The sequence below is a fragment of the Couchioplanes caeruleus genome, assembly GCF_023499255.1.
Classification (GTDB): Bacteria; Actinomycetota; Actinomycetes; order Mycobacteriales; family Micromonosporaceae; genus Actinoplanes; species Actinoplanes caeruleus_A.
The window spans coordinates 5,649,048-5,668,817 of record NZ_CP092183.1 but is presented as its reverse complement, the minus strand read 5'-3'; the positions used below and the strand labels follow the sequence as shown (position 1 = coordinate 5,668,817).

Below are 19,770 nucleotides of genomic sequence, written 5' to 3'. Positions count from 1 at the left end.
CTGCACCGATAGGTGACAGGTCAAGTCACGCGGCCTGACTGGCCGGTGGAGTCATGATGGTCTCGTACTCGATAGGGGTCAACCGGAACAAGCCTCGTTGGCGCCTCCTGCGGTGGTAGGTCCGTTCAATCCAGGTCACCATCGCGGTTCGTAACTGCTGCCGGGTGCTCCAGGCCCGGCGGTCGAGGACATTGTTCTGCAGCAAACCGAAGAACGATTCCATGGCGGCGTTGTCGCCGGCGGCACCGACTCGACCCATCGATCCGAGTATCCGGTGCTGGTTCAGGGCCCGGACGAACTTACGACTGCGAAACTGCGACCCGCGATCGGTGTGCAGCACGCAGCCCGCCACGTCACCACGACGGGCGACGGCGTTGTGCAGGGCGTTGGACGGCCAGCCGTGACTTCATCCGGGAATCGATGGAGTAGCCGACGATCCGGTTGGACCACACGTCCTTGATCGCGCACAGGTAGAGCTTGCCCTCGCCGGTGCGGTGTTCGGTGATGTCGGCCAGCCACAACCGGTTCGAGCCGCCTGCGGTGAAGTCACGCTTGACCAGGTCGTCGTGGACCGGCGGACCTGGCCTGCCGCCCCTGCCCCGTCGCCGTTTGCGGGCGAACGTGCTCCACCAGCCCATGCCGGAGCAGATCTTCCATGCGGTGCGCTCGGTCATCGGGCGGCCGGCGGCGCGGGCCTCGTCGGCCAGGAACCGGTAGCCGAACTCCGGGTCGTCGCGGTGGGCGTCGAACAATGCGTCCGCCCGGTAGGCCTCGGCCAGCTCGGCGTCGGTCACCGGGCGGGCAAGCCACCGGTAGTAGGGCTGTCGAGCGATGTTCAGGACCCGGCACGTCACCGCGACGGGGATGCCGTCGGCGGCGAGCTCGTTCACGAGCGGGTAGAGCGTTTTCCCGGCAGGTTCGCCTGCGACAGATACGCCGCGGCCCGGCGCAGAACTTCGTTCTCCTGCTCGAGCAGCTTGATCCGCTTGCGGGCTTCGCGCAGCTCTGCGGAATCACCGCGGCTGACGCCAGACTCGGCGCCGGCGTCGATATCGGCCTGGCGCAGCCATTTGAACAGCGTCATCGGGTGGACCCCGAAGTCCTTGGCGATCTGCTCGACCGTCACACCGGGCTCACGATCGCGAGCGACCCGCACAACATCATCGCGGAACTCTCGCGGGTAGGGCTTGGGCACAGCAACATCCTTCCAGCCCGCCGTCAGGGCAAGCCATCTCAGATGTCACCTATCGGTGCAGCAGACCCACCCGAGCTGGTCGATGCACGCGAGTAGGCCTGGCTACGCCTCCTACCGGGCGTGCCTTGGACTCACCATCGTCACGCTGTCGCGCGAGACTTGCCCGGGCACTGCACTGGCCCTGCTTCGTGAGGTCGCTGACGAGGCAATTTCCTCACTCGACGGATGCGCTGCCCGAGACGTGTGCTCAGCTGCCGCGAGGCGGTCAACGGCATCACTGATCGCTGGATTCCCAGCTCATCGCCAACGCAGTCGGACCGGGGCTCGGCCCCTGTCCGTGCCGGAGGATGTATTGCGACAACTGACTCGGCAACCGCATCGGCGGAGGTCGTGCTCGCCGCCGCGATCAGGACATGTACCGCGAGCCCTTCGTCGAATCCGTACCCCTTCCTATACGACCGCTTCGCGGGCGTGGCCATGCTGCCGTAAATGAAGTTCGATGCAGCATCGTCCGGGCCTCGGGGATTGCCTGGTGGCTGGCCCAGACGTGCCGCATCCGACCATCATGGCTGATGCGAATCAGTGATCCCGGCAGACCGCCCAGGCCTTGAGGAAGTCGATGGACGGCCAACGCTGGATACGCTCTGGGGGCTGGCGGGATGCCTTGCTCACTTCCGACGCGCCTGCGCGCTATGCGGCTGCTTGGCCCGGCCGTGACATCGAGCAATGGAGCGGGCAGTTCGGGGCGGGCGCCTGCGTGTAGCGGTGCAGACCGCGGAGGTTGTGCAGTCCGAGTGGCCAGACCTGGGTTGATCGAGTGGCAGACTGCCGTGCCGCGCGGCTGCTGGACGTGAGCTCGAGGGCCTGGATCAGGCCAGCCCAAAAGGAAACGAAGGAGATTGTTGGGATCGGTCCATCCGTGTCGTCGTCCTTCGGGTGAACGCAGCCGGCGCAGGCGGCTCCGCTTGGATGGGCGGAGACGAGGACGAAGTCGTGTGAGCTGGCGCCAATCCCGATCCAGCTGTGGGGTGCTGCGGCTTGGACAAGCCAGCGGGATGGGATGTGGTCGACGCCCACCAGCACGTGCTTGGCGATCGGTGCGAGTGCTTGAGCGGCGCGGTGGTCGAACCGTGTCGGAACGCCGGTGATGGAGAGCCCGTTGCGGGTGTACGAGCTCAGCATGGTCGTTTTGGCGGTGTCGATCCAGCTACGGCGGGCAAGCGCGTAGCGGTTGAGGTTGCTAAGGTCCAGCAGCTCCGGCTCGATGATGCGCAGAGCCGCGGTCGTCCGGCCCATGCGCAACAGTGCGTAGAGCGCGGCGTTGGTGATCGCGCCGCCACTGATCACGTCAACGTGCCCGAGCTGCGACGGCCTGCCGGTCCGGTAGTCGGTTAGGTCGAGGGTGACCTGGCGCTCCGGCAGCAGCCGCCAGCCGGCAGCCGACGGCATCGGGCGGCCGAGACGCTCCGCTGTGTGCGGCAGGGCGGCCCGGAGCCCGTCTGCCGCGGCCGCCGCGGCTGCTGCCATGGCGCCCACTTGGTCGTCTCCGTTCCAGGCGATGCTGGTGGCGCGCAAGCCGACGTCGGCCCGCCAACCGGTGCCGCTTACCCGTATGGCGTCGGCCGACGCCGGGGTGTCGCCGAGGGCGAACGTCACCGTGGGCGTCCTGGCGTTTGATGACCCGCCGGGCATCAGGTCGTCGGCATAGTCCAGCATGCCGCCCAGCAGTTGACCTCCGCGTAGTGGCGGCTGCTCGGCCACGAGCGGAATCTCCGGCACGTCGAGGTCGATCTGCAGGCCCATCATCGCCAGCTGTCCGAACAGGGTGACCAGCGCGGTCTGCCCGGCTGGGGTGGCGACGTTACGCCGGTCAGCGAGGACCCGGACAGTCGTAGCGCGCAGCCCGTCAATGATGGTTCGGTGATCCACACCCGGGCCGAACACGTCCCGCTCCAGGAGCAGCGCGGTACGGGCCAGTGCGGCGTAGATGTCTTCAGACAACGTTGAGCACCTCCTCGGCCGGGCGCGGTACCCAGTCGCAGTTCCGGTCCATCTCCACCAGGACGGTGTCGCCGAGGCTGGCTGGCCCGGCCGCGAAGTCTGGGATGACCAGCGACAGGAACCCTGGCGCGGGGGCAAGCGCGAATTGATCGTCGGTCTCGGAGTGTCCGGCGTGCCGGGGATGGGTGTGCACCTGTACGCGGACGGTCTGCCCCGTGCGCCGCAGGTCGAGGAAGAACCTGGTGATCCAGGTCGAGTCGACGTCGTACCCGCGAGGCCCCGCCTGGTGCACCGGGTGCACCAGGCGGGTCAGCAGGTCAGGTTCGGTCCGGGCGGCGCACCAGTACAGGACGCACTCGGCGTGTCCGGCACCACAGGCGCGCAGCTGGTCGAACGAGTCCTGCAGCAGGCGCCGCGGCAGCCGCACCCGATTCACGAGCCGCCCTTGACGGTGCTCTGGCGCAGCACGAGCAGCATGCCGGGCTTCACGCCGGCGTCGGCCGCGGACTGGTTGTCGTCAAGCTCGACGCCGTCCCCGGTGAACAGCGCCAGGAGGTGGTTGTTCGGGCTGTTCTGCAGGGCGAACGCGTGCTTGGCCTGCTGCAGCAGCGCCTGGATCGCGGCGTTCGGCTGGTAGCGGACGTCCTCGTCGGCGCCGTTGTAGGTCACCGTGACGGTGTCGTGCTTGTCGTTGCTCATCTTGTTGTCCTTGATCTCCGGCGAACCACCGGTTGCGGTGAGGTGCTGACGGCTGGCACCGCTGTACCGCGACCCCCGCAGTGCCGTAGCGCCAACAGCGCGATCTCCAAGGAGACCTTGCTGCCCGAAGCATACACCCCATCACCCCAGGGGTGATGTAAGTATGACGAGCTCTCGGTGTGTTCGGCGCTCCCTGACCGGTGTAGGGCACGTGTAGCGTCGGCTGTTGGAGTGCACGTCATCAGCCAATGGGTGATGGAGAATGAACGCGTGGAACGGGAGTACCTGGATGAGACTCTGCGTCGTCTCGCCGTCGAACCTGAGTTCCATCCGAAAGGCTGGAGTGCTCAGGAGATCGCGGAGTTTCATCGTCTCGTTCAGTGCGCGCGGGCGGCGCACGTCGACACCGACCTTCGGAACATGCGCGTGTTGCGCATTAGGTCAGCCGGCTACGGCCTTCCGGGCAAGGCTCAGGCGGTGTTGAGCTCCGGTCGCTTGATTGACCTCACCTTCAAGAACTCCGACAGCTACGGTGCCGTCGTCTTCGAACTCTTGACTCCCGAGATGGAAGCCAAATGAGCAAACCTGAACGCGACCCACTGCCGCCTCGCCAGACCCCGGTGGGGCAACTCCTTGGTGAGGAGTTGGAAGCCAGGGGTTGGTCTCAGGCCGATTTTGCCGCCGTCCTCGATCGGCCGACCCAGTTCGTCTCCGAGATCGTGACTGGCAAGAAGGAGATCACCAGGGAATCGGCGGCCCAGATTGGTGCCGCGCTAGGCCTATCGGCCGAGTATTGGCTGAGGCTTCAGGATCAATATCTACTTGCCGAACAAGTCAAGAACAAAGCCACCCAGGGGAAGCTGGAAGAAGTGCGCCGGCGCGCGCTTCTCAATAGCAAAGCTCCCATCCAGTTGCTTCGCAAACGCAAGCTCCTCGTCGGCGACACACTCGACGAACTCGAGGCCGAAGTTATGAATTTGTTCGAGCTCAGTTCGCTAGACGCGGAACCGGAATTCGCTGCTGCGGCGAGGCGTGGCAACCAGGGCGAAGAGATCAGCGTTCTTCAAGGCGCCTGGGTAGCGTGCGTCCGTAAGAAGGCACGCGAACTGCCTCCTAGGAAAAGCTATTCAGCCGCCGGGCTGGAAGACCTTGCCCGCTCCCTGCCTCGAATTCTCAAGACGTCAGACGCATTCTTCCCCTTACCTGAGTTGTTCGCGGAAGTCGGTGTAAGGCTGGTTTACGTAGAGATGCTTCCGGGTGGCAAGATAGACGGCTGTGCCATGTATGTCGACGGCTATCCCGTTATCGGACTCTCGGGGAGGGGGCAGCGTCTTGATAAAGTCCTGTTTACCCTCCTCCACGAGGTCGCGCATGTACTCCGAGGGCATGTGGATGTAGAGCGCATCATCGCCGAGGAGATTGATAACAAGGGCAGCCATGAGTCGGCTCAAGAGGCGGAAGCAAATAATTTGGCCTCTGCGTGCATCTTCCCAAGCGGACAACTTAACGTTCCGGCACGCATAAGCAGTTCGTGGATCGACCAGGCTGCTACCGAACTAGGAGTCGCCCGGATCGTCGTCGTGGGATACCTCCAACACCGGAAGCGTCTCGACTGGCGTACCACCTTCACAAAGAATGCTCCGAACGTTGGCCATGTGCTGGCGGCATGGAAGTAAGGTAAAAGTTCCAGAAACGATCTTCCAGCGTGCTCAGTCGATGGCGATGGTAAAGACGTGTACCCAGATCCCAGCGCCGACCCACGTGGCGATCGGGGCGTTCGTCGAGCCAGTGCTCGGATTGCCTGGGGCCGTGAAGAGCGAGCGCGGTTGAGGATGATGACCGCCGGACGCGGCGGTGTAGCCGCGTTGTCAGGGGCATGCCGCAAGTTCTGGTTCAGCGCAGGCCGGGGCAGCCCTCCTAGAGAAGTTCGTCAAGCACGCTGATGTGCTCGCAAGGAACAGACGCATACTCGTCCCTGACGTGTCGACTCAGGTACCTGGACCACAGTCACGACGGAGCCGGGTCAGTTCGATCCGGCAGTGCGGGATGACAGACCCAGGACGCTTCAAGCAATCGGACCCGGGGGTGCAGCTGATGAGCGCTGCTAACCGGGCCGCCGGTCAGGCGCGCCGGCGGCGGCGCGGCCGGTGGTGTAGACGGTCGGCCGGGGTGCGAAGGGCACGTAGATCCGCCGGTAAAGTGTCGACGACAGCGGACACCGGATCGGTGATCTGCTCGGCTCGCACGCTGGCTGACACCAGTGCGTCGTCGCACGTGTCGGCGACCTTGAAATGCGGGCCGAGGATGATCAGCGCTCGCAGGACCTCCCGCAGGTAGCCGTACGCCTTGGTGGGAAGGACATCGAGGTCTTCCGGCTCGATTGCGTCCCCGTGCGCGAATCGGGAACGCAAGCTGTAGCAACGGGCTACGTCGCGGTGGACGGTCAGCCGATCCTCGTCGTCGTCACCGATCATCATTGCGGTTCGTTGGGCGACCTTCCTGCTGAAGTCACCGCCGCCCTTCTCGGGGATCAGTAGGTGCTCCAGAGCGGATATGAACCAGAACAGGACCTCCGCACGGTCCCGTGGCGATACGACGTCTCCATCGACGCCCAGGCGCGGGCCTTGGGCCAGCAGTCGATGAGTGCTGCGCCGCAGCCGCCCCTCGGCCTTCTGTACCCGCTCTCGTACGTCCTTGGGCGCCTGTGGCCGGGCTTGGAACGCGGCCAGGAACGGTTCGAGCGCCGCGGTCGCGGTCAGCATGTCGTCCAGTTCGGCGGACAGCGGTCGATATGGACCCCATGCGGGAACGTCCCAGGTATCGACATCGTCCCCGTCGACGCTCAGGCCGACTCCTGTCCCGCGGATGCGGTCGACAACCCGGCCCGGCTCAATTTCGTATTCGGCGGCCACCACAACTCGGTCTGTCGCGGCCAGGTTCAGCAGCAGCATCGGCCCCCACGCGGCGATCCGTACTTCGGGCTCAGCCAAGTCGGCGCCGAGCCAGGCCGGGAACATCGTGCTGACGCGCGGACGGATATCGCCGGTGTCGCGGCGCAGGACGACGCAGCCGCCCAGACTCAACGCCTCGTCCCACGGATCGTCAGCGAACTCACGAGTCGACGGTAACGGGGTGAGCGGGACAAGTTCGCTGGCCCGCAGCCTCTCCATGCGCCAGCCTGCAACCGTGCGCGGGCGGTCGAGTGGTAGGTCTGCGTCGATGACGAACATCCGCTCGCACGGCACGTGTGGCCCGGCGAGGTATGCGGCGAGGTCCTCGACGACGTCTGCGGGTGGAGCAGGATGGCTACGGGTTTGTGGCAGGCCGCTGATCCCCAACGTGCGTAACGTTCGAACGTTCAGCTTCCGACCCCACATGCCGTCGGCCGGGTCTAGGGGAGCTTCGTCGTTGGCGACATGAAGGTATCCGCTGGCCTGCGCGGCGGCAGTGGCGGCCGCGTTGACGGCCCGCAGGTGGGTGGCAAGATCTTCGGCGTGCTCGGAGTCGGCGGCGATCAGGTCGCCCCGGTGCTGCCATGAAAACTCGAGCAGATCACGGATCGCGGTGGTCAGCTGCCGGTGCATGTCCTGGCTCACGCCCTCATCGTCCACCATGGGGATGGCAGCGGGCGGCCCGCGCCACGCGTCCCCAGTCCGGGACACCTAACCCTCTCCGACACCGATGAGCTGGCGAACTTGGGTCGCGGTCCGCAGACAGGTCGTCGGTCCGCCTGGATGAGACTCCAGGCGGCCGTGAAATCAGCGTTTGTACACCGGAACCCGCTCGTCACCGGCGCGGCATCGCCAGCTCGGCGGTTCGTGCATCCACGGCTAGGGCGTGTTTGGAATGTTGATCGTTCGTTGAGTTTGCGTGGCGCGTGGTGACTTGACGAATGATCAATGGGCCAGGCTTGAGGCGGTGCTGCCCGAGGTGCGGATGGGACGCCCGCCTCGGGACCGGCGCATGGTGATCAACGCGATCCGGTGGCGGGTGCGTACCGGCTCGCCGTGGCGGGACATGCCTGAACGCTATGGGCCGTGGGAAACCGCGTATGGGTTGTTTCGGCAGTGGCAGCGCGACGGCACGTGGGTGCAGATCCTGACCCGGTTGCAGGCGGCGGCGGACGCGGGACAGATCATCACGTGGGACGTGTCGGTCGACTCGACGGTGTGCCGGGCGCATCAGCATGCCGCCGGCGCCCGCAAATGGGGGACGATCAGAAACATCCGCCGGGTGGAGTGGACACCGAACCCAACGACCACGCCCTCGGCCGGTCACGCGGCGGGCTGAGCACGAAACTGCATCTGGCCTGCGAGCAAGGTCAGCGTCCGCTGTCGATGCTGGTCACTGCTGGACAAGCCGGGGACAGCCCGCAGTTCGGTGCGGTCCTGGCCGGTATCCGGGTGCCGCGCCGAGGGCCGGGTCGGGCCAGGACTCGACCGGATCGGGTCCTGGCCGACAAGGCTTACAGCTCCCGCGGTAACCGTGCTGAGCTGCGCCGGCGTGGCATCCGGGCGACCATCGGTGAGCCGGCCGACCAGGTCGGGCATCGGCTACGGCGTGGTTCGGCCGGTGGCCGGCCACCGGCGTTCGACCCGGAGATCTACAAGCAGCGTCATGCGGTGGAGTGCGGCATCAACCGGCTCAAGCGGCACCGAGCCGTCGCGACTCGATACGACAAACTCGCAGTCCGCTACCTCGCCACCGTCCGAGTCGCTGCCATCGGTGAGTGGCTCCGATGACTTACCAAACACGCCCTAGATAGGTGTCTTCGGTCGCCGCTTCCAAGACATTCTGTTCAGGTTCCGGGGTGAGCCGCGCGGGACGGTCGATCAGCGACCGCCATTGGCGATCCTGCGCCGATTCGAACGCTTCGCGCGTACGGGTTCTTGCCTCGGACCTGTCAACCTCCTGGTACAGCAATCGCCTCCGTGCGGCATTGATCTGATCTGCAACGTCGTCAGCTTCGTCGCGGTCCGGGCGCGGGATCTCCTGATCCACCATCACCGCGATCTGCTCCTGTTGCAGCGCGAATTCTTCGCAGGCTGCGTACAAACGCCGGGACATGCCAAGGACGAGGTCGGTGCCGGGTACGGCACCGGTGAGCATGTCGAGCCGATGCTCGCCAGGTCGCTGCAGATACCACGGATCCTGGCGAGCTGCCTGCCGCTCCACCCGTGTGGACTCGTCGTCCTCGAGGAGCGTGACCGTTGCAGCTCCGCCACGTTGGCTGCGCCGACTCTCGACACCCGGTCCGATCGGAAGAATCCGCAGCGAGCCGGCGTCCTCCTTTGGCCTCGACAATCCAGGGGAGCCCTGTCACGGGGTGATATCCGATGAGGTCTGGCAGTCCCAGCGACGGCGTCCACGCAGGTCCATGACCGACTGGGGCCCGAATCTCCGCGTGAAGCGTCGGCCCCAGACCCATCAGGCCGCGGCAGGCCCATTCCGCCATCGTCATCCCGATGCGATATCCGAAAGCGGACTGGGCCGTGTCCTCCGTACCGCTTGTGTAGATGACATTGGGTTCGACGATGTGCCGGGCAACCGCGCCCGCGGACAGAATCTCGCTGCGGCACAGATAAGCGACCAGCGGCGATCTGCGAGCCACGATCTCGGACCAGGCAAGCGCCGGTACGGCGGTGAGCCATGCTGTCGGATCCGTGGTCTGCTCACTCAGATCCACCCGCCGCTCGAGCGGGTGCTGTGCCCGAAGGTGCAGCATCCCGCGGTCCTGGAAGTGCTGTCGCGGTGCGCCGGCCCGGCCGGGCTGCGCAAGGCCGGCCGGTCGAAACTGACGGAGATCGTCAAGCCACGTGCACCGCGCATGGGAGCTCGCTTGGTCGAGGCGATCTTCACCGCCCTTGACGCCCAGACGGTCGTCGTCCCGGGCTCCACCGCAGCCGAGACGATCCTTCCGCGGCTTGCCGACAACCTGCGAGAGCTGCTCAAACAGCGCGAGCAGCTCGCCGAGCAGGTCGAGGGGATGCTCGATGCTCACCCTCTTTCCTCGGTCCTGATCTCGATGCCCGGTGTCGGGGTCAGGACCGCAGCTCGGATGCTGCTCGAAGTCGGCGACGTCGCCGCGTTTCCCAGCTCCGGCCATCTGGCTGCCTACGCCGGCCTGGCACCGGTCACCCGGCGTTCCGGCACTAGCATCCGCGGGGAACACCCGCCCAAGGGCGGTAACAAGCAGCTCAAACGCGCGTTCTTCCTGTCTGCGTTCGCCGCTCTGGCCGACCCGGCCAGCCGGGCCTACTACGACCGGAAACGTGCCGAAGGCAAGAAACACAACGCTGCCCTCATCTGCCTGGCCCGCCGTCGTGTCGACGTCCTGCACGCCATGCTCCGCACCGCAACGCCCTACCAGCGCTAACCGGCAGACAAGCTCGCCCTTGCCGCTTGACAGAAGCCATAGGGACACCCCCCCCCATGGCCGGTAACGGGCTCGACACGCTTGTCCGCCAGGGCTAGAGCAGGGCTGTGGCGACGGCTGGCAGGACGTCGGCAAGGTTGCACAACCGGACCCGATCGGCGTGTTTCTTCGTGAAGGTGTGGAGGGGATAGTTGCTGCTCCGTAGTGGTTCTGGTAGCGGGCGCGTAGGTGTTTTGACGAGCGGGACAGCAGGTCGGCGACCGGTGTGGTGCTGGTGCGGAGGAATCGCAGTGGTTGCTCGACGGCTACCCACGGTTCCGGGCGGCGGCTCGACTCGTCCAGGGCGAGATGGATGAGGTCGGCGGTCAAGGTACGTTTGCGCATCATTGCGGGTTGTGACCACCACACCGTGGCCCGGTATGTGAAGTTGCGGAACGAGGGCCGCAACCCGAAGGAGCGGCAGCATCGGGCTCGTCCGATCGACGAGTTCATGGACAAGATCGAGGAGCTGGTCGCCTGCTCGGGTGGCCGGGTCCGGACGGGCGTGGTGCATCGGCGAATCACCGCGATGGGGTTTGCGGGCGGGGAACGCACGACGCGGCGGGCGGTCGCCGCGGTGAAGCAGTCGTTCCAGGCCGGACGTCGGCGGGTGTTCCGGCCGTGCATCCTGGAGCCGGATTTGTGGATGTAGTTCGATTGGGGCGAGGGCCCGCGCATCGCCGGCCGTCGCACGTCGTCGTGGTGCGCCTGGCTGGCGTGGTCTCGGTTCCGGGTGGTGATCCCGTCTTCGACTAGACCCTGCCGACGATTGTGGACTGCCTCGACGCGACCCTTCGGCGCCTGGGCGGGGTTCCGGCCTATGTCCTGACAGACAACGAGAAGACGATCACCGTCGTGCACGTCGCTGACGTCGCCCTTTGAAATCCAGAGATCGTCCAGGTCGACCGGCACTACGGCATGACGATCCGCACCTGCGTCCCGGCGGACCCGCAGTCCAAGAACGGCGTACCGGTTCAACGATCAACGCCCATGATCCGCGAGACAGACCTCACCTAAGTGATCTCGACCGGGCCCGCGCGGCAACCCATGGGTCAGCCCAAAGGGCACCGCCCCAACGCCGTGACAGGCAAGTCAACCCGATTGCTCAGTGTCCCCCCGCGCACGCACTAGGTAAGGTCGTACATCCGTGACCCTTCTGCGGTAGGTGGCTGTGACCGATCGTTCGGCGCTGCTCATCGGCGTCCCGTCCTGCGACGACGACCTCTTTACACCGATCCCCGACGTGGTGGGCGCCGACATCCGGCGGCTGGCCGACGCGCTGGGTCAGTCCGGATACCAGGTACGGCACTGCGGGGCCGGCGACCCGACCGGGCAGGAACCGACCGGCAACCGCATCCGGGCCGCAGTGTCCCGGGCGGTGCGCGAGGCCCCGCCCGGCGGCGTGCTCGTCGTGTACTTCTCGGGGCACGGCGTCGTGGTGGACGGGCAGAGCTGGCTCGTGCCGCAGGACGCCTACTCCGGGCCGGACGGGCCCGCGGTGGAGAGCCTCGTCCAAGTCGTACCGTCGGACCTCAGCCGGTGTCCCGCCGACCTTGTCCTGTTCGTCGTCGACGCCTGCCGCAACGACCTCGCGGACGCCCTGTCGGCGCCGTGGGCGCGCGGGCAGCTGCCGATCCCCGGCAACGGCGCGTTCGTGCTGTTCAACAGCTGCCGGCCGGGCGAGCGCAGCCTGCACGGGGACGACGGTAGCTTCTTCACGCAGGCGCTGGCGGAGGTGCTGGACCGCCGGCACAGCGCCCGGACCCTGCGCGAGGTCTGCGCCGAGGTGACCCGGGAGCTCGCCCGCAAGGCCGCCCGCACCGACGGCCTGGAGCAGAGGCCCGAGCTGGTGATCGCGCTCAACGGCATGACGCGCGAGCAGGTCGAGGCGCTAGTCGTGTGCGAGGGCGACCCGGTCAGCACCGCGTGGCGCCGGGCCGTCGAGTCCACCGCTCTGTGGGCGCGCACGGACGCCCCGGGCGACGACGTCGGCCGGGCCCGCCACGCGGTGCTCGACATCGTGGACGACTGCGCCACCCGCTGGCAGGGCTCCCGGGACCACCTGCAAGAGCGCACCGGCATCGCCGACCCGTGGTCGGCGCAGGACTACCCCGTGCGGGTGCTCGCCGCGGCCGAGCTGTGCCTTTCGCCCGACGCCCGGCTCACGGCGGGTGAGGTCGCGGTCCTCGTGGCCGCCCCGTTCCTGCGGGAGATTGCGCTGAGCGCGGGACTGCGGTTGGCCGCCGGCATCACCCCGCAGGACTTCACCCGGACGTACCGGGACGGGCCACGCAGCGACCTGGAGATCACGCACGCCATGCACGAGCACGTGTGCCGCCGGGCGGAGGGGCTGGCGCGCCGGGGACGAACCGAGCCACGCGACGCGCTGGCCGCCTGGCTGGTGCACCGCTGGCTCGCCGGCCGGTCGTCGCTCTGGACCGACCCCGACATGTGCGCCCTGATCGAACGGCTCGCCGCCGCCGTCACCGGCCGGGATACCTCCGAGAACGTCACCGCCCGGGAGTTGTCCTCCCAACTGCGCGCCCTGGTCCGCGGCATCGACGGCGACCCGGCCGACCGGCGGCTGGCCGATGACCTGCGGACGCAGATCTTCGAACCGCGCCTGCGCTCGCTGGCCGCCGTGCTGTGGCTGGCCGGCGTCCTGGCGGCGGATCCGCGCCGGATGCCCACGGTGGTGGTCGACCACGTCGGCGTTGGCGAGGGCCTGCACCTGTCGGCGCTGCACGCGGCGACGGTCAAGGCGACGTGGCAGCGCACCGGCGACACGCTAGCGCTGACCGCGGTGTGCGACCACCCGGCGCTCTACGCCGCCTTCGAAGGGCTGGTCCGGCGCGCCGACGCGACCCGCCGGGTGTTGTCCGGACTGGAGCTCCCGGACGGCTTCGGCAGCGGCGTGCCGGCCGCGTTCTCGGCGGCGCGGGTACGGGCGGAGATCAACGAGGGCCGGCCGGTGTTCGATACGCCCCTGCTGCAGTTCCGGTTGTCCGACGACAAGGTCCGCGAGCTGCTCATGGGCCGCCAGCTGTACGGCGAGCCGGACCTGGCGATCCGCGAGCTGTACCAGAATGCCCTGGACGCCTGCCGGTACCGCCGCACCCGCCGCGCCTACCTCGACCGCACGGGCGAGCCGACCACGGGCTGGACCGGCCGGATCGAGATCCGCCAGGGCGCGGACGCCCAGGGGCGCGAGTACATCGAGTGCACCGACAACGGCGTCGGCATGGGTAAGGAGGTGCTGCTGAGCACGTTCGCCAACGCGGGCGAACGCTTCGTGTACCGGCCCACGTTCCGCGCCGAGTACGCCCGCTGGCAGGAGCTCGACCCGCCGCTGCAGATGGTGCCGAACAGCCAGTTCGGGGTCGGCGTCTTCAGCTACTTCATGCTGGCCGAGGAGATCACCATCGTCACCCGGCCGATCGGCGAGGACGACGTCGTCGCCCCGCTCGGGTTCCATGTCCGCATCGCCAGCAGCGGGAGCCTCTTCCAGATCAACCCGTCGACCGGTATGCCGGGCGGCGGCACCCGGGTGCGGCTCTACCTGACCGGCGAGGACCGCCTCTCCGTGCTGCGCACGATGCGTCGCCTGCTGTGGGTTGCCGAGTTCGACGTGGACGTCGCCGAGGAGCAGGGGCCGTCCGATACCTGGCGGCCGGAGGAACTGCGGTACCCCACCGCCACCACGACCCCGCTCAAGCACGGCACGGACCTGTGGTGGGTGACCGGCGAGGGCGGCCTGGCCGCCGACGGGGTGCGCACCAACCAGGAACGACACGGCCTGGTGGTGAACCTGCGCGGGCCGCGGCGCCCGCAGTTCACGGTGGACCGCAACCGGCTGCGGCAGTGGGACCGTGACTGGATCCGGGCCGAGATCGAGGCGTCGCTGCCCGCGCTGCAGGAGTGGCCGGGTCTCACGCTGCCGTGGCTGTGGCGGGTCACCGACAAGACGCCGGCGGTCGCGGAGCAGGTGTTCGACCGCCTACTGGCGCAACGGCGGCGAGTTCCCGTCGAGGGCTCGTTCGCGCACGGCGTGCTGGCGCCGATCGAGCGGGTCGGCTGCCTCCCCGTCGACCAGCTGCTCTTCAACGGCGATCCGATCTCGTTCTACGGCCCGAGCGCCAGCAACATGTGGCTGCTGGCGTGGCGGGTCGGCATCTGGAAGGGCGTCCTGACCTTCGTCGGCATGGAGCACGTGCCCGAGGCGACCCGGGTGGACGGCTTCCCCGTCGTCCGGCCGCTGGACGCCGCGGTGCTCGACAAGGTGTACGAGGCCGGCCGCGGATTCCCCAACCCCAGCGCCTACGGGCGCCCGTCGGTCGAGGACCTGATCGACCTGGCCGCCGACGAGGACGAGCCGCCCGTCGTCCGCCTGCGGCGGCTGCGGCGGTACGCAATCACCGGCCTCGACGTGTCCGCCGCGCGGGAGATTCCCCCGGTGCACTGCCGGTTCCGGGACAACGATGAACTGCTGACCGAGGGCACGGAGCACCGGTCGCTGTTGTACGCGGCGGCCGCGTGGGCGCCGCCGGGCCGGCCGCCGCGCAGGGCGCTCGGCTCCCTGCTGGTCCGGGCCTCCGCCGACCTGCACGCCCCGCTCGGCGAGGTGTTGCGGCGTGCCGCGGCCCTCGTACCGCCGGACTGGACCCCGCCCGCACCGGTCGGCGAGCTGTGCGACCAGGTATTCACGTTCAACGATCTCGAACTGTTCGCGCGGGACCTCGACGGCGTGCAGCCGTGGATCGGGCCGTCGATCTCGCCCGCGCACATCGTCCGGGTCAGCGCCAAGCTGGGGCGCAGTGTGCCGGAGGTCCTCACGCTGTTCGACCGCTACCGGCCGCTCGGCTACGAGGTGACCGGCCGGCACCTGTTCCCCGCGGACCTGCAGCGGGTCGAGCATGAGGCGCTGTCATACGCACACGATCTCGGCACGCCGCTCACCGCGCTGCACCTGTTCGCGCTCGCCGGGCGGGTGCAGGCAACCGTCCGCGAGGTCCGCGCCGGTCTGTCCCGCCTCGAGAGCGCCGGTTTCGTGCGGCTGCCGGCGGACGACCCGGAGCCGGAGGCGGTCCCGACGGAGAGCGAACGCGTCATCATCAACGAGGACCTCATGCTGTACGAGTACGCCACCACGCGCCAGAGCCTGGCGAGCCGCTGGACCGCAGTGCACGAGATGTCCCGGGCGATCGGGCCGCGCCACATTGGCGGCTTCGAGGACCGCCTGGTCGAGCGGCGCCGGCTGCTGCGCATCGTGGACCCCCGCCGCCCGCCGACCCTGCCGGAGATCATCGACCTGACGTCGGTGCTGGACTGTTCCGTCGCCGAGGCGCTCAACTACTTCGAGGTCCTGTTCCCCGGCTCGTCGGCCGCGTCGTCCCTGTCCGCCGAGGCGCTCGACTCCGACGTCCGCTGCAGCCGGTTGGAGCAGCGGCGGGCACTCGTGGGGAACTGGGACCTCCCCCACTTCGGCGTGCACGACCTGTCGTGGGCGCTCACGGCGGCCGACATCGTCCAGGGTGCGGCGTGGGCGCGGCAGTCCGTCGCCACCTTCCTCGGTTGGCTGGAACCGTTCCGGGCGATCGGCGTCCCCGTGCCGGCCCTCGACGACGACGCCCGCCGGGCCCTGGACGACCGGCCCGCCGACCGGTACGACGTCCACATGGTGCACCGGACGGAGGGCTACGGCAGAGTCCACGGGCTGCGCTCGATCTCGTTGCTGTGGCTAGTGCAGGTGGCGGCGCGCTACGGGTGGACGGTGGCCGAGTGCCACCGCAGGATGGCGCGGCTGGTACCCCTCGGGTTGAGCCTGGAGTATCGGCCGGACCGCTGCCCCGACGAGTACGTGTCGTGGCAGGACTTGCTCGTGCTCACGGTGCACCGTGACGGTCAGGAGCCGGCGCTGCACGGCACCGTGACCGCCGAGCAGATCGCCGCCGCGGCGGCCGACGTCGACGAGACCGCGGAGGCGGTTCGGTTGCGGCTGGCCCGGTTCGCCGGCCTCCTCGAGCTGCGGCTCGAACCCACCGCCTGACCCGAGGGGAACGACGTGTCCGAGCCGATGCCCGTGGAGCACCACCGCAGCGTGGAGTATCGGCCGCAGGACTTCCAGGAGCGCTCCGACGACTTCCGGATCACCCGGCTGGACGGCGGACGCCGTATCGAGGTCGACGGTGTGTGCCCGGGCTGCGGCGGGCGCACGACCACGACGTGGCGCTACGGCAGCGGCAACGGGTACAAGGGACTGTTCGCGCGCCGCCGGGTGGCCGACCCGCCGGCCGACCCGCTGCGCACCGTGTGCTGCGACTGCGGGCACGGGCATCCGAACCGCCCGGACGCCGTGCCGTTCCTCGGGTGCGGCGCCTACTGGCGGGTGGACCTCGGATGAGCGCGGAACGCCTGTGGTGGGCGCAGCGTGCCCAGCAACTGCGGTACACGCAGCTCGACGTGGCCCGCCGACAGGCTGAGACGTGGCGTACCGGGCTGACCGGGCTGACCGGGCTGCTCGGCGCCGTGCTGATCGTGAAGGGACGCGACAACGCGAGCTCGCTTGCGGACCCGTACCCGTGGCTGGTCCTGGCCCTGTTCCTGCTCGGCGCCGCGGCCTTGGTGGTGGCGACGCTGTCCGCGATCCGGGCGGCCTCTGGGGTGCCGGGCGACGAGTGCCTGCTGACCGGCGAAGATTTGCAGCGGTGGACGGAGCGGGAGGTCGCCGGGGTGTACCGGGCCGTCACCCGGGCGCGGCACCTCACAGTCGGCGGGGTGTGCGCGGTGGCGCTGGGTGTCGCGGTGGCCTGGTCGGCTCCGATGGCCGGACCCGACCGTCCCGTGGTGCGGGTCAGCTGGGGCTCGGACCAGGGCACTGACCAGATCTGCGGGCGGCTGCTCGCCGCCGACGCCACCTCGTTGCGGGTGGGCGGCAGGGATCAGTACCACATCGTGCCGCTCACGTCGGTGGTCCGCGTCGAGGTGGTCGCGCGCTGTTCAGGCTGACCGGACGGTCGTGGAACTGGGTGCGGTAGAGGGGGGCGTAGCGGCCGCCGCGGGCGAGCAGGTCGGGGTGGGTGCCGCGTTCGGCTATGCGGTGCATGACCAGGATGGGGTCGGCGACCCGGACGGTCGCGAGCCGGTGGGCGATGACGAACGTGGTGCGGTCGGCGAGGGTCTCAGTGATGGGGGACTGGATCGCCGCATCGGCGTCAACGAGGAGATCGGCAAAGGAGTAGATCGAGGTGTTGTAGAACGGCTCCTCCGTAACCTTGTTAACCTCGGTCTTGAGCCGGTTGGGGTTGTCATATTTCGCCGTTCGCGCGCGCACCGTCTCCCGATCGGGCCCGAGGATGCAGTCGAGGCGCCGCGAGATTGTGTGAGTTCCCCGGTCTTGGCGGGAGGATCACGTTGCCGTACTGGTTGGGGCGGTAGGGGCCCGCAGCTGTCAGCGATGACCAGATGAAAGTACCGAGCGCGCTCACGATGCTCCGTACGAGGTTTACAGACTGACGCGGAAGGACCAATGCAAGCCGGTGTGCACCGCCCGAGCAGGCGGCGCACACTCTGTAGCGGCTGGTGTCTCACAGGGGCATCGTTCCGCAGCCCGACGCTGCTGTTCTACGGCGAGACCGACGAATGGACTCCCGCCGAGGACAGCATCGCCGTCTGGCGACGCGCTGCCGGTACTCGCGACCTGACCATCCGCCGGCGCGCCGGCGGCACTCATCTGCCGAGCATCGGCGGGCTCGACACTCTCGACGCCATCAGCCCGGACTACAGCGGCCCGATGCTCGCCTAGATCCAGGAACGAATCAACCGCTGAAGAACCACGCGACCGCCTGTCTAGTTGTGGCTTGGGGAAGCGCTCAAGAACGTCGAGACGCCCGTGATGCGCCTTTCGCCGCCTTGATCGGGTCTGGGCTCAAGGCCGAGCCGACGACGCCCGACGGCGTTCGCGCAGCTGGTAATGCGGTGCCGCAGGCGCATTCATCTGCCGATGTGAGTGCGGCACCCCTGCCTCCACCACGGAATGCTTTGGGCTCGCGCTCTGCACTCTTGCTCTAGCGGCCAGCGCAGTGACTGCGATTTATAGAATTCTGCTGCGACCGGGCACAGTTGCCGCCCGTCGGTGCATACCGTAACTAAAATCAGACAGTTCCAGGCGGCAGGCCAACAGCACCCGCGGCGGTTTTTAATAGCGCCTGCAATATGGTGCCAAGTGCCGTTTCGCTAGCCTTCCCAAGCGAAACGGCGATACGTTCGAGAGTGGCTTTCATCCAGCTTTGGTCCGGCTGATCGCTACGAGACTGATTGTCTACCAGGCGAGCCAGGGATTCCACCTCTTCGGCATCGCCTGACGCTAAGTTGAGCAGTGGGATTGCCTCAACTATAGCTTGGCATAGTCGACTGACGCCCTCAGCATCGAAGCCCTTGTTCTCAATCGTCTGCTCGTTGTGATCGCCCCATGCCAGCTGGCTATTGCTGACCGACCCATGAATATGGGTCTCATAACTTGAACCGCGCTTACGATCCACGTATCTCGCCACCGATCCGTCGTAGTTCTCCACACAGTCGATGCCCTGATCCGTAATTCTAGGGACTATCGACAGTTCCGCATCCCGCGGATCATCGTATTCGACGAGATTTTTCGCAATGAGGTATCTGACGGCATCCCGAAGATTTGCCGACGAGAAAGGAACCCCATCATAAAGGCATAGAGGGCTGCCGTAAAACCACTCAATGGTCCAGGTTTCACCCGAACCCCTACGTAGGGAGGTTCGATACCGATCCTCCCAAAGCCACCGGAGTATCCCATCCCTGGCGGCACGCTCAGCCGCGGCACTAGTTTGGTGTGCCAATTGCTGAAGGCGATTCGCTTCATCGACGCCAACCCGGCGCAAAAATATGCTTTCACCTCCTCCGCGCAGCTCAATCAGCATACGCTCCTGAAGGCGATCAAGAGCCGCAGTCGCAACGATTAATTCGTCGCTTGACTGCAGAAAGTTTGAGAGGCGCGCTCCCGGCTTCGCCTTCCGGGCATCGTCATCGCTAAGCGTGTTCCACTCGGTCTGATTCATATACCACCGCTTGTGGCGGCGGAGCCAGAAGAGTAGCCGAATTTGCATAGCTTCCACATAATCCACCACGGCCCTCCGACTGCCGACCATCCGGTACCGGCTGCTCACATAGCGTACCCCATTCGCTCCACAGACGGCTATGACACAAAGACGATCACTACGCAGGTGTCGAAGCAGCCAGACAAATCATTGCCTAGTGACTAACGTCGGGAGTGCCTCCACGTCGAGCCTGGCGCGTTGTTGTTCACTGACGCAGAAAAACGCAGCACCGCTATTACTTCAACCCAACTCGCGAGCCGCGTTAGTGTTCTTCACCAAGATCGAGATCAAGCGCGCTCGCTTGCTGCCATTCTGCGAACCATCAGTCTTCGCTAACCACC

General features: G+C 67.3%; 14 protein-coding genes and 3 pseudogenes. 9 read left to right on the top strand and 8 right to left on the bottom strand.

Annotation, left to right across the window (positions count from 1 at the left end; translation table 11 throughout):
* Positions 1-25: 25 nt before the first annotated feature.
* The 4 genes and pseudogenes from COUCH_RS26300 to COUCH_RS26285 all read right to left on the bottom strand — a co-directional run bounded on the left by COUCH_RS26300 (position 26) and on the right by COUCH_RS26285 (position 3,895).
* A pseudogene (locus tag COUCH_RS26300) lies at positions 26-1,195 on the bottom strand (IS3 family transposase).
* Between the two features lie 690 nt (positions 1,196-1,885).
* The gene (locus COUCH_RS26295; protein WP_249607880.1) at positions 1,886-3,196 is read right to left on the bottom strand and encodes a ThiF family adenylyltransferase; all 1,311 of its coding nucleotides are present in this window, start codon (positions 3,194-3,196) and stop codon (positions 1,886-1,888) included.
* A complete protein-coding gene (locus COUCH_RS26290) occupies positions 3,189-3,632 on the bottom strand; it encodes a Mov34/MPN/PAD-1 family protein (RefSeq protein ID WP_249607879.1) in 444 nt (147 codons plus the stop codon). The genes COUCH_RS26295 and COUCH_RS26290 overlap by 8 nt, the downstream gene beginning before the upstream one ends.
* Positions 3,629-3,895, bottom strand: coding sequence for an EsaB/YukD family protein (locus COUCH_RS26285; protein ID WP_249607878.1), 267 nt, complete (start codon positions 3,893-3,895; stop codon positions 3,629-3,631). The genes COUCH_RS26290 and COUCH_RS26285 overlap by 4 nt, the downstream gene beginning before the upstream one ends.
* A 231-nt stretch (positions 3,896-4,126) precedes the next feature.
* Between COUCH_RS26285 and COUCH_RS26280 the strand changes: the two genes are divergently transcribed.
* A complete protein-coding gene (locus COUCH_RS26280) occupies positions 4,127-4,474 on the top strand; it encodes a hypothetical protein (protein WP_249607877.1) in 348 nt (115 codons plus the stop codon).
* Positions 4,471-5,571, top strand: a complete 1,101-nt coding sequence (locus tag COUCH_RS26275; protein ID WP_249607876.1) for a helix-turn-helix domain-containing protein — start codon at positions 4,471-4,473, stop codon at positions 5,569-5,571. Before COUCH_RS26280 ends, COUCH_RS26275 begins: the two co-directional genes overlap by 4 nt.
* 444 nt (positions 5,572-6,015) lie before the next feature.
* Here COUCH_RS26275 and COUCH_RS26270 read toward each other — a convergent pair whose 3' ends face one another.
* Complete coding sequence (locus COUCH_RS26270; protein ID WP_249607875.1) at positions 6,016-7,491, bottom strand: hypothetical protein; 1,476 nt, start codon at positions 7,489-7,491, stop codon at positions 6,016-6,018.
* Positions 7,492-7,765: 274 nt separating this feature from the next.
* Between COUCH_RS26270 and COUCH_RS26265 the strand changes: the two genes are divergently transcribed.
* Positions 7,766-8,637 (top strand): IS5 family transposase gene (locus tag COUCH_RS26265; protein WP_249607874.1). Its coding sequence is split into 2 segments (ribosomal slippage): positions 7,766-8,102 and positions 8,102-8,637, totalling 873 coding nucleotides; the frame shifts between segments, so codons are not numbered across the junction.
* Position 8,638: 1 nt separating this feature from the next.
* Here COUCH_RS26265 and COUCH_RS26260 read toward each other — a convergent pair.
* Positions 8,639-9,070: a hypothetical protein gene (locus COUCH_RS26260; protein ID WP_249607873.1), complete on the bottom strand. Its 432-nt coding sequence runs from the start codon at positions 9,068-9,070 to the stop codon at positions 8,639-8,641.
* Between the two features lie 481 nt (positions 9,071-9,551).
* On the opposite strand from COUCH_RS26260, the pseudogene COUCH_RS26255 reads away from it, so the two are divergent.
* The 5 genes and pseudogenes from COUCH_RS26255 to COUCH_RS26235 form a co-directional block, all read left to right on the top strand.
* Positions 9,552-10,271 (top strand): annotated as a pseudogene (locus tag COUCH_RS26255) (transposase); the annotation flags it as partial.
* Between the two features lie 385 nt (positions 10,272-10,656).
* Positions 10,657-11,321, top strand: a pseudogene (locus COUCH_RS26250) (IS21 family transposase); the annotation flags it as partial.
* Between the two features lie 160 nt (positions 11,322-11,481).
* On the top strand, positions 11,482-16,356 hold the full coding sequence (locus tag COUCH_RS26245) for an HD domain-containing protein (protein ID WP_249607872.1): 4,875 nt from the start codon (positions 11,482-11,484) through the stop codon (positions 16,354-16,356).
* A gap of 15 nt (positions 16,357-16,371) precedes the next feature.
* Positions 16,372-16,710, top strand: a complete 339-nt coding sequence (locus tag COUCH_RS26240; protein WP_249607871.1) for a hypothetical protein — start codon at positions 16,372-16,374, stop codon at positions 16,708-16,710.
* On the top strand, positions 16,707-17,315 hold the full coding sequence (locus tag COUCH_RS26235) for a hypothetical protein (RefSeq protein WP_249607870.1): 609 nt from the start codon (positions 16,707-16,709) through the stop codon (positions 17,313-17,315). Before COUCH_RS26240 ends, COUCH_RS26235 begins: the two co-directional genes overlap by 4 nt.
* On the opposite strand, the gene COUCH_RS38970 is transcribed toward COUCH_RS26235, so the two are convergent.
* Positions 17,269-17,640 carry a hypothetical protein gene (locus COUCH_RS38970; protein ID WP_275979984.1) on the bottom strand — a complete coding sequence of 124 codons (372 nt, stop codon included), beginning with the start codon at positions 17,638-17,640 and terminating at the stop codon, positions 17,269-17,271. The two genes, COUCH_RS26235 and COUCH_RS38970, sit on opposite strands and share 47 nt — an antisense overlap.
* Before the next feature lie 195 nt (positions 17,641-17,835).
* Here COUCH_RS38970 and COUCH_RS26225 point away from each other — a divergent pair, with 195 nt between their 5' ends.
* On the top strand, positions 17,836-18,111 hold the full coding sequence (locus tag COUCH_RS26225; RefSeq protein WP_249607869.1) for a hypothetical protein: 276 nt from the start codon (positions 17,836-17,838) through the stop codon (positions 18,109-18,111).
* 349 nt (positions 18,112-18,460) lie between these two features.
* Here the strand turns inward: COUCH_RS26225 and COUCH_RS26220 are convergent, their stop codons facing one another.
* A complete protein-coding gene (locus tag COUCH_RS26220) occupies positions 18,461-19,390 on the bottom strand; it encodes a hypothetical protein (protein WP_249607868.1) in 930 nt (309 codons plus the stop codon).
* Positions 19,391-19,770: the final 380 nt, after the last annotated feature.

Excerpts from the sequence above, each read along its gene's own strand:
- COUCH_RS26220 (WP_249607868.1), bottom strand. The coding sequence starts at position 19,390 with ATGAATCAGACCGAGTGGAACACGCTTAGCGATGACGATGCCCGGAAG.
- COUCH_RS26235 (WP_249607870.1), top strand. The coding sequence starts at position 16,707 with ATGAGCGCGGAACGCCTGTGGTGGGCGCAGCGTGCCCAGCAACTGCGG.
- COUCH_RS26285 (WP_249607878.1), bottom strand. The coding sequence starts at position 3,895 with ATGAGCAACGACAAGCACGACACCGTCACGGTGACCTACAACGGCGCC.
- COUCH_RS26275 (WP_249607876.1), top strand. The coding sequence starts at position 4,471 with ATGAGCAAACCTGAACGCGACCCACTGCCGCCTCGCCAGACCCCGGTG.
- COUCH_RS26225 (WP_249607869.1), top strand. The coding sequence starts at position 17,836 with ATGCAAGCCGGTGTGCACCGCCCGAGCAGGCGGCGCACACTCTGTAGC.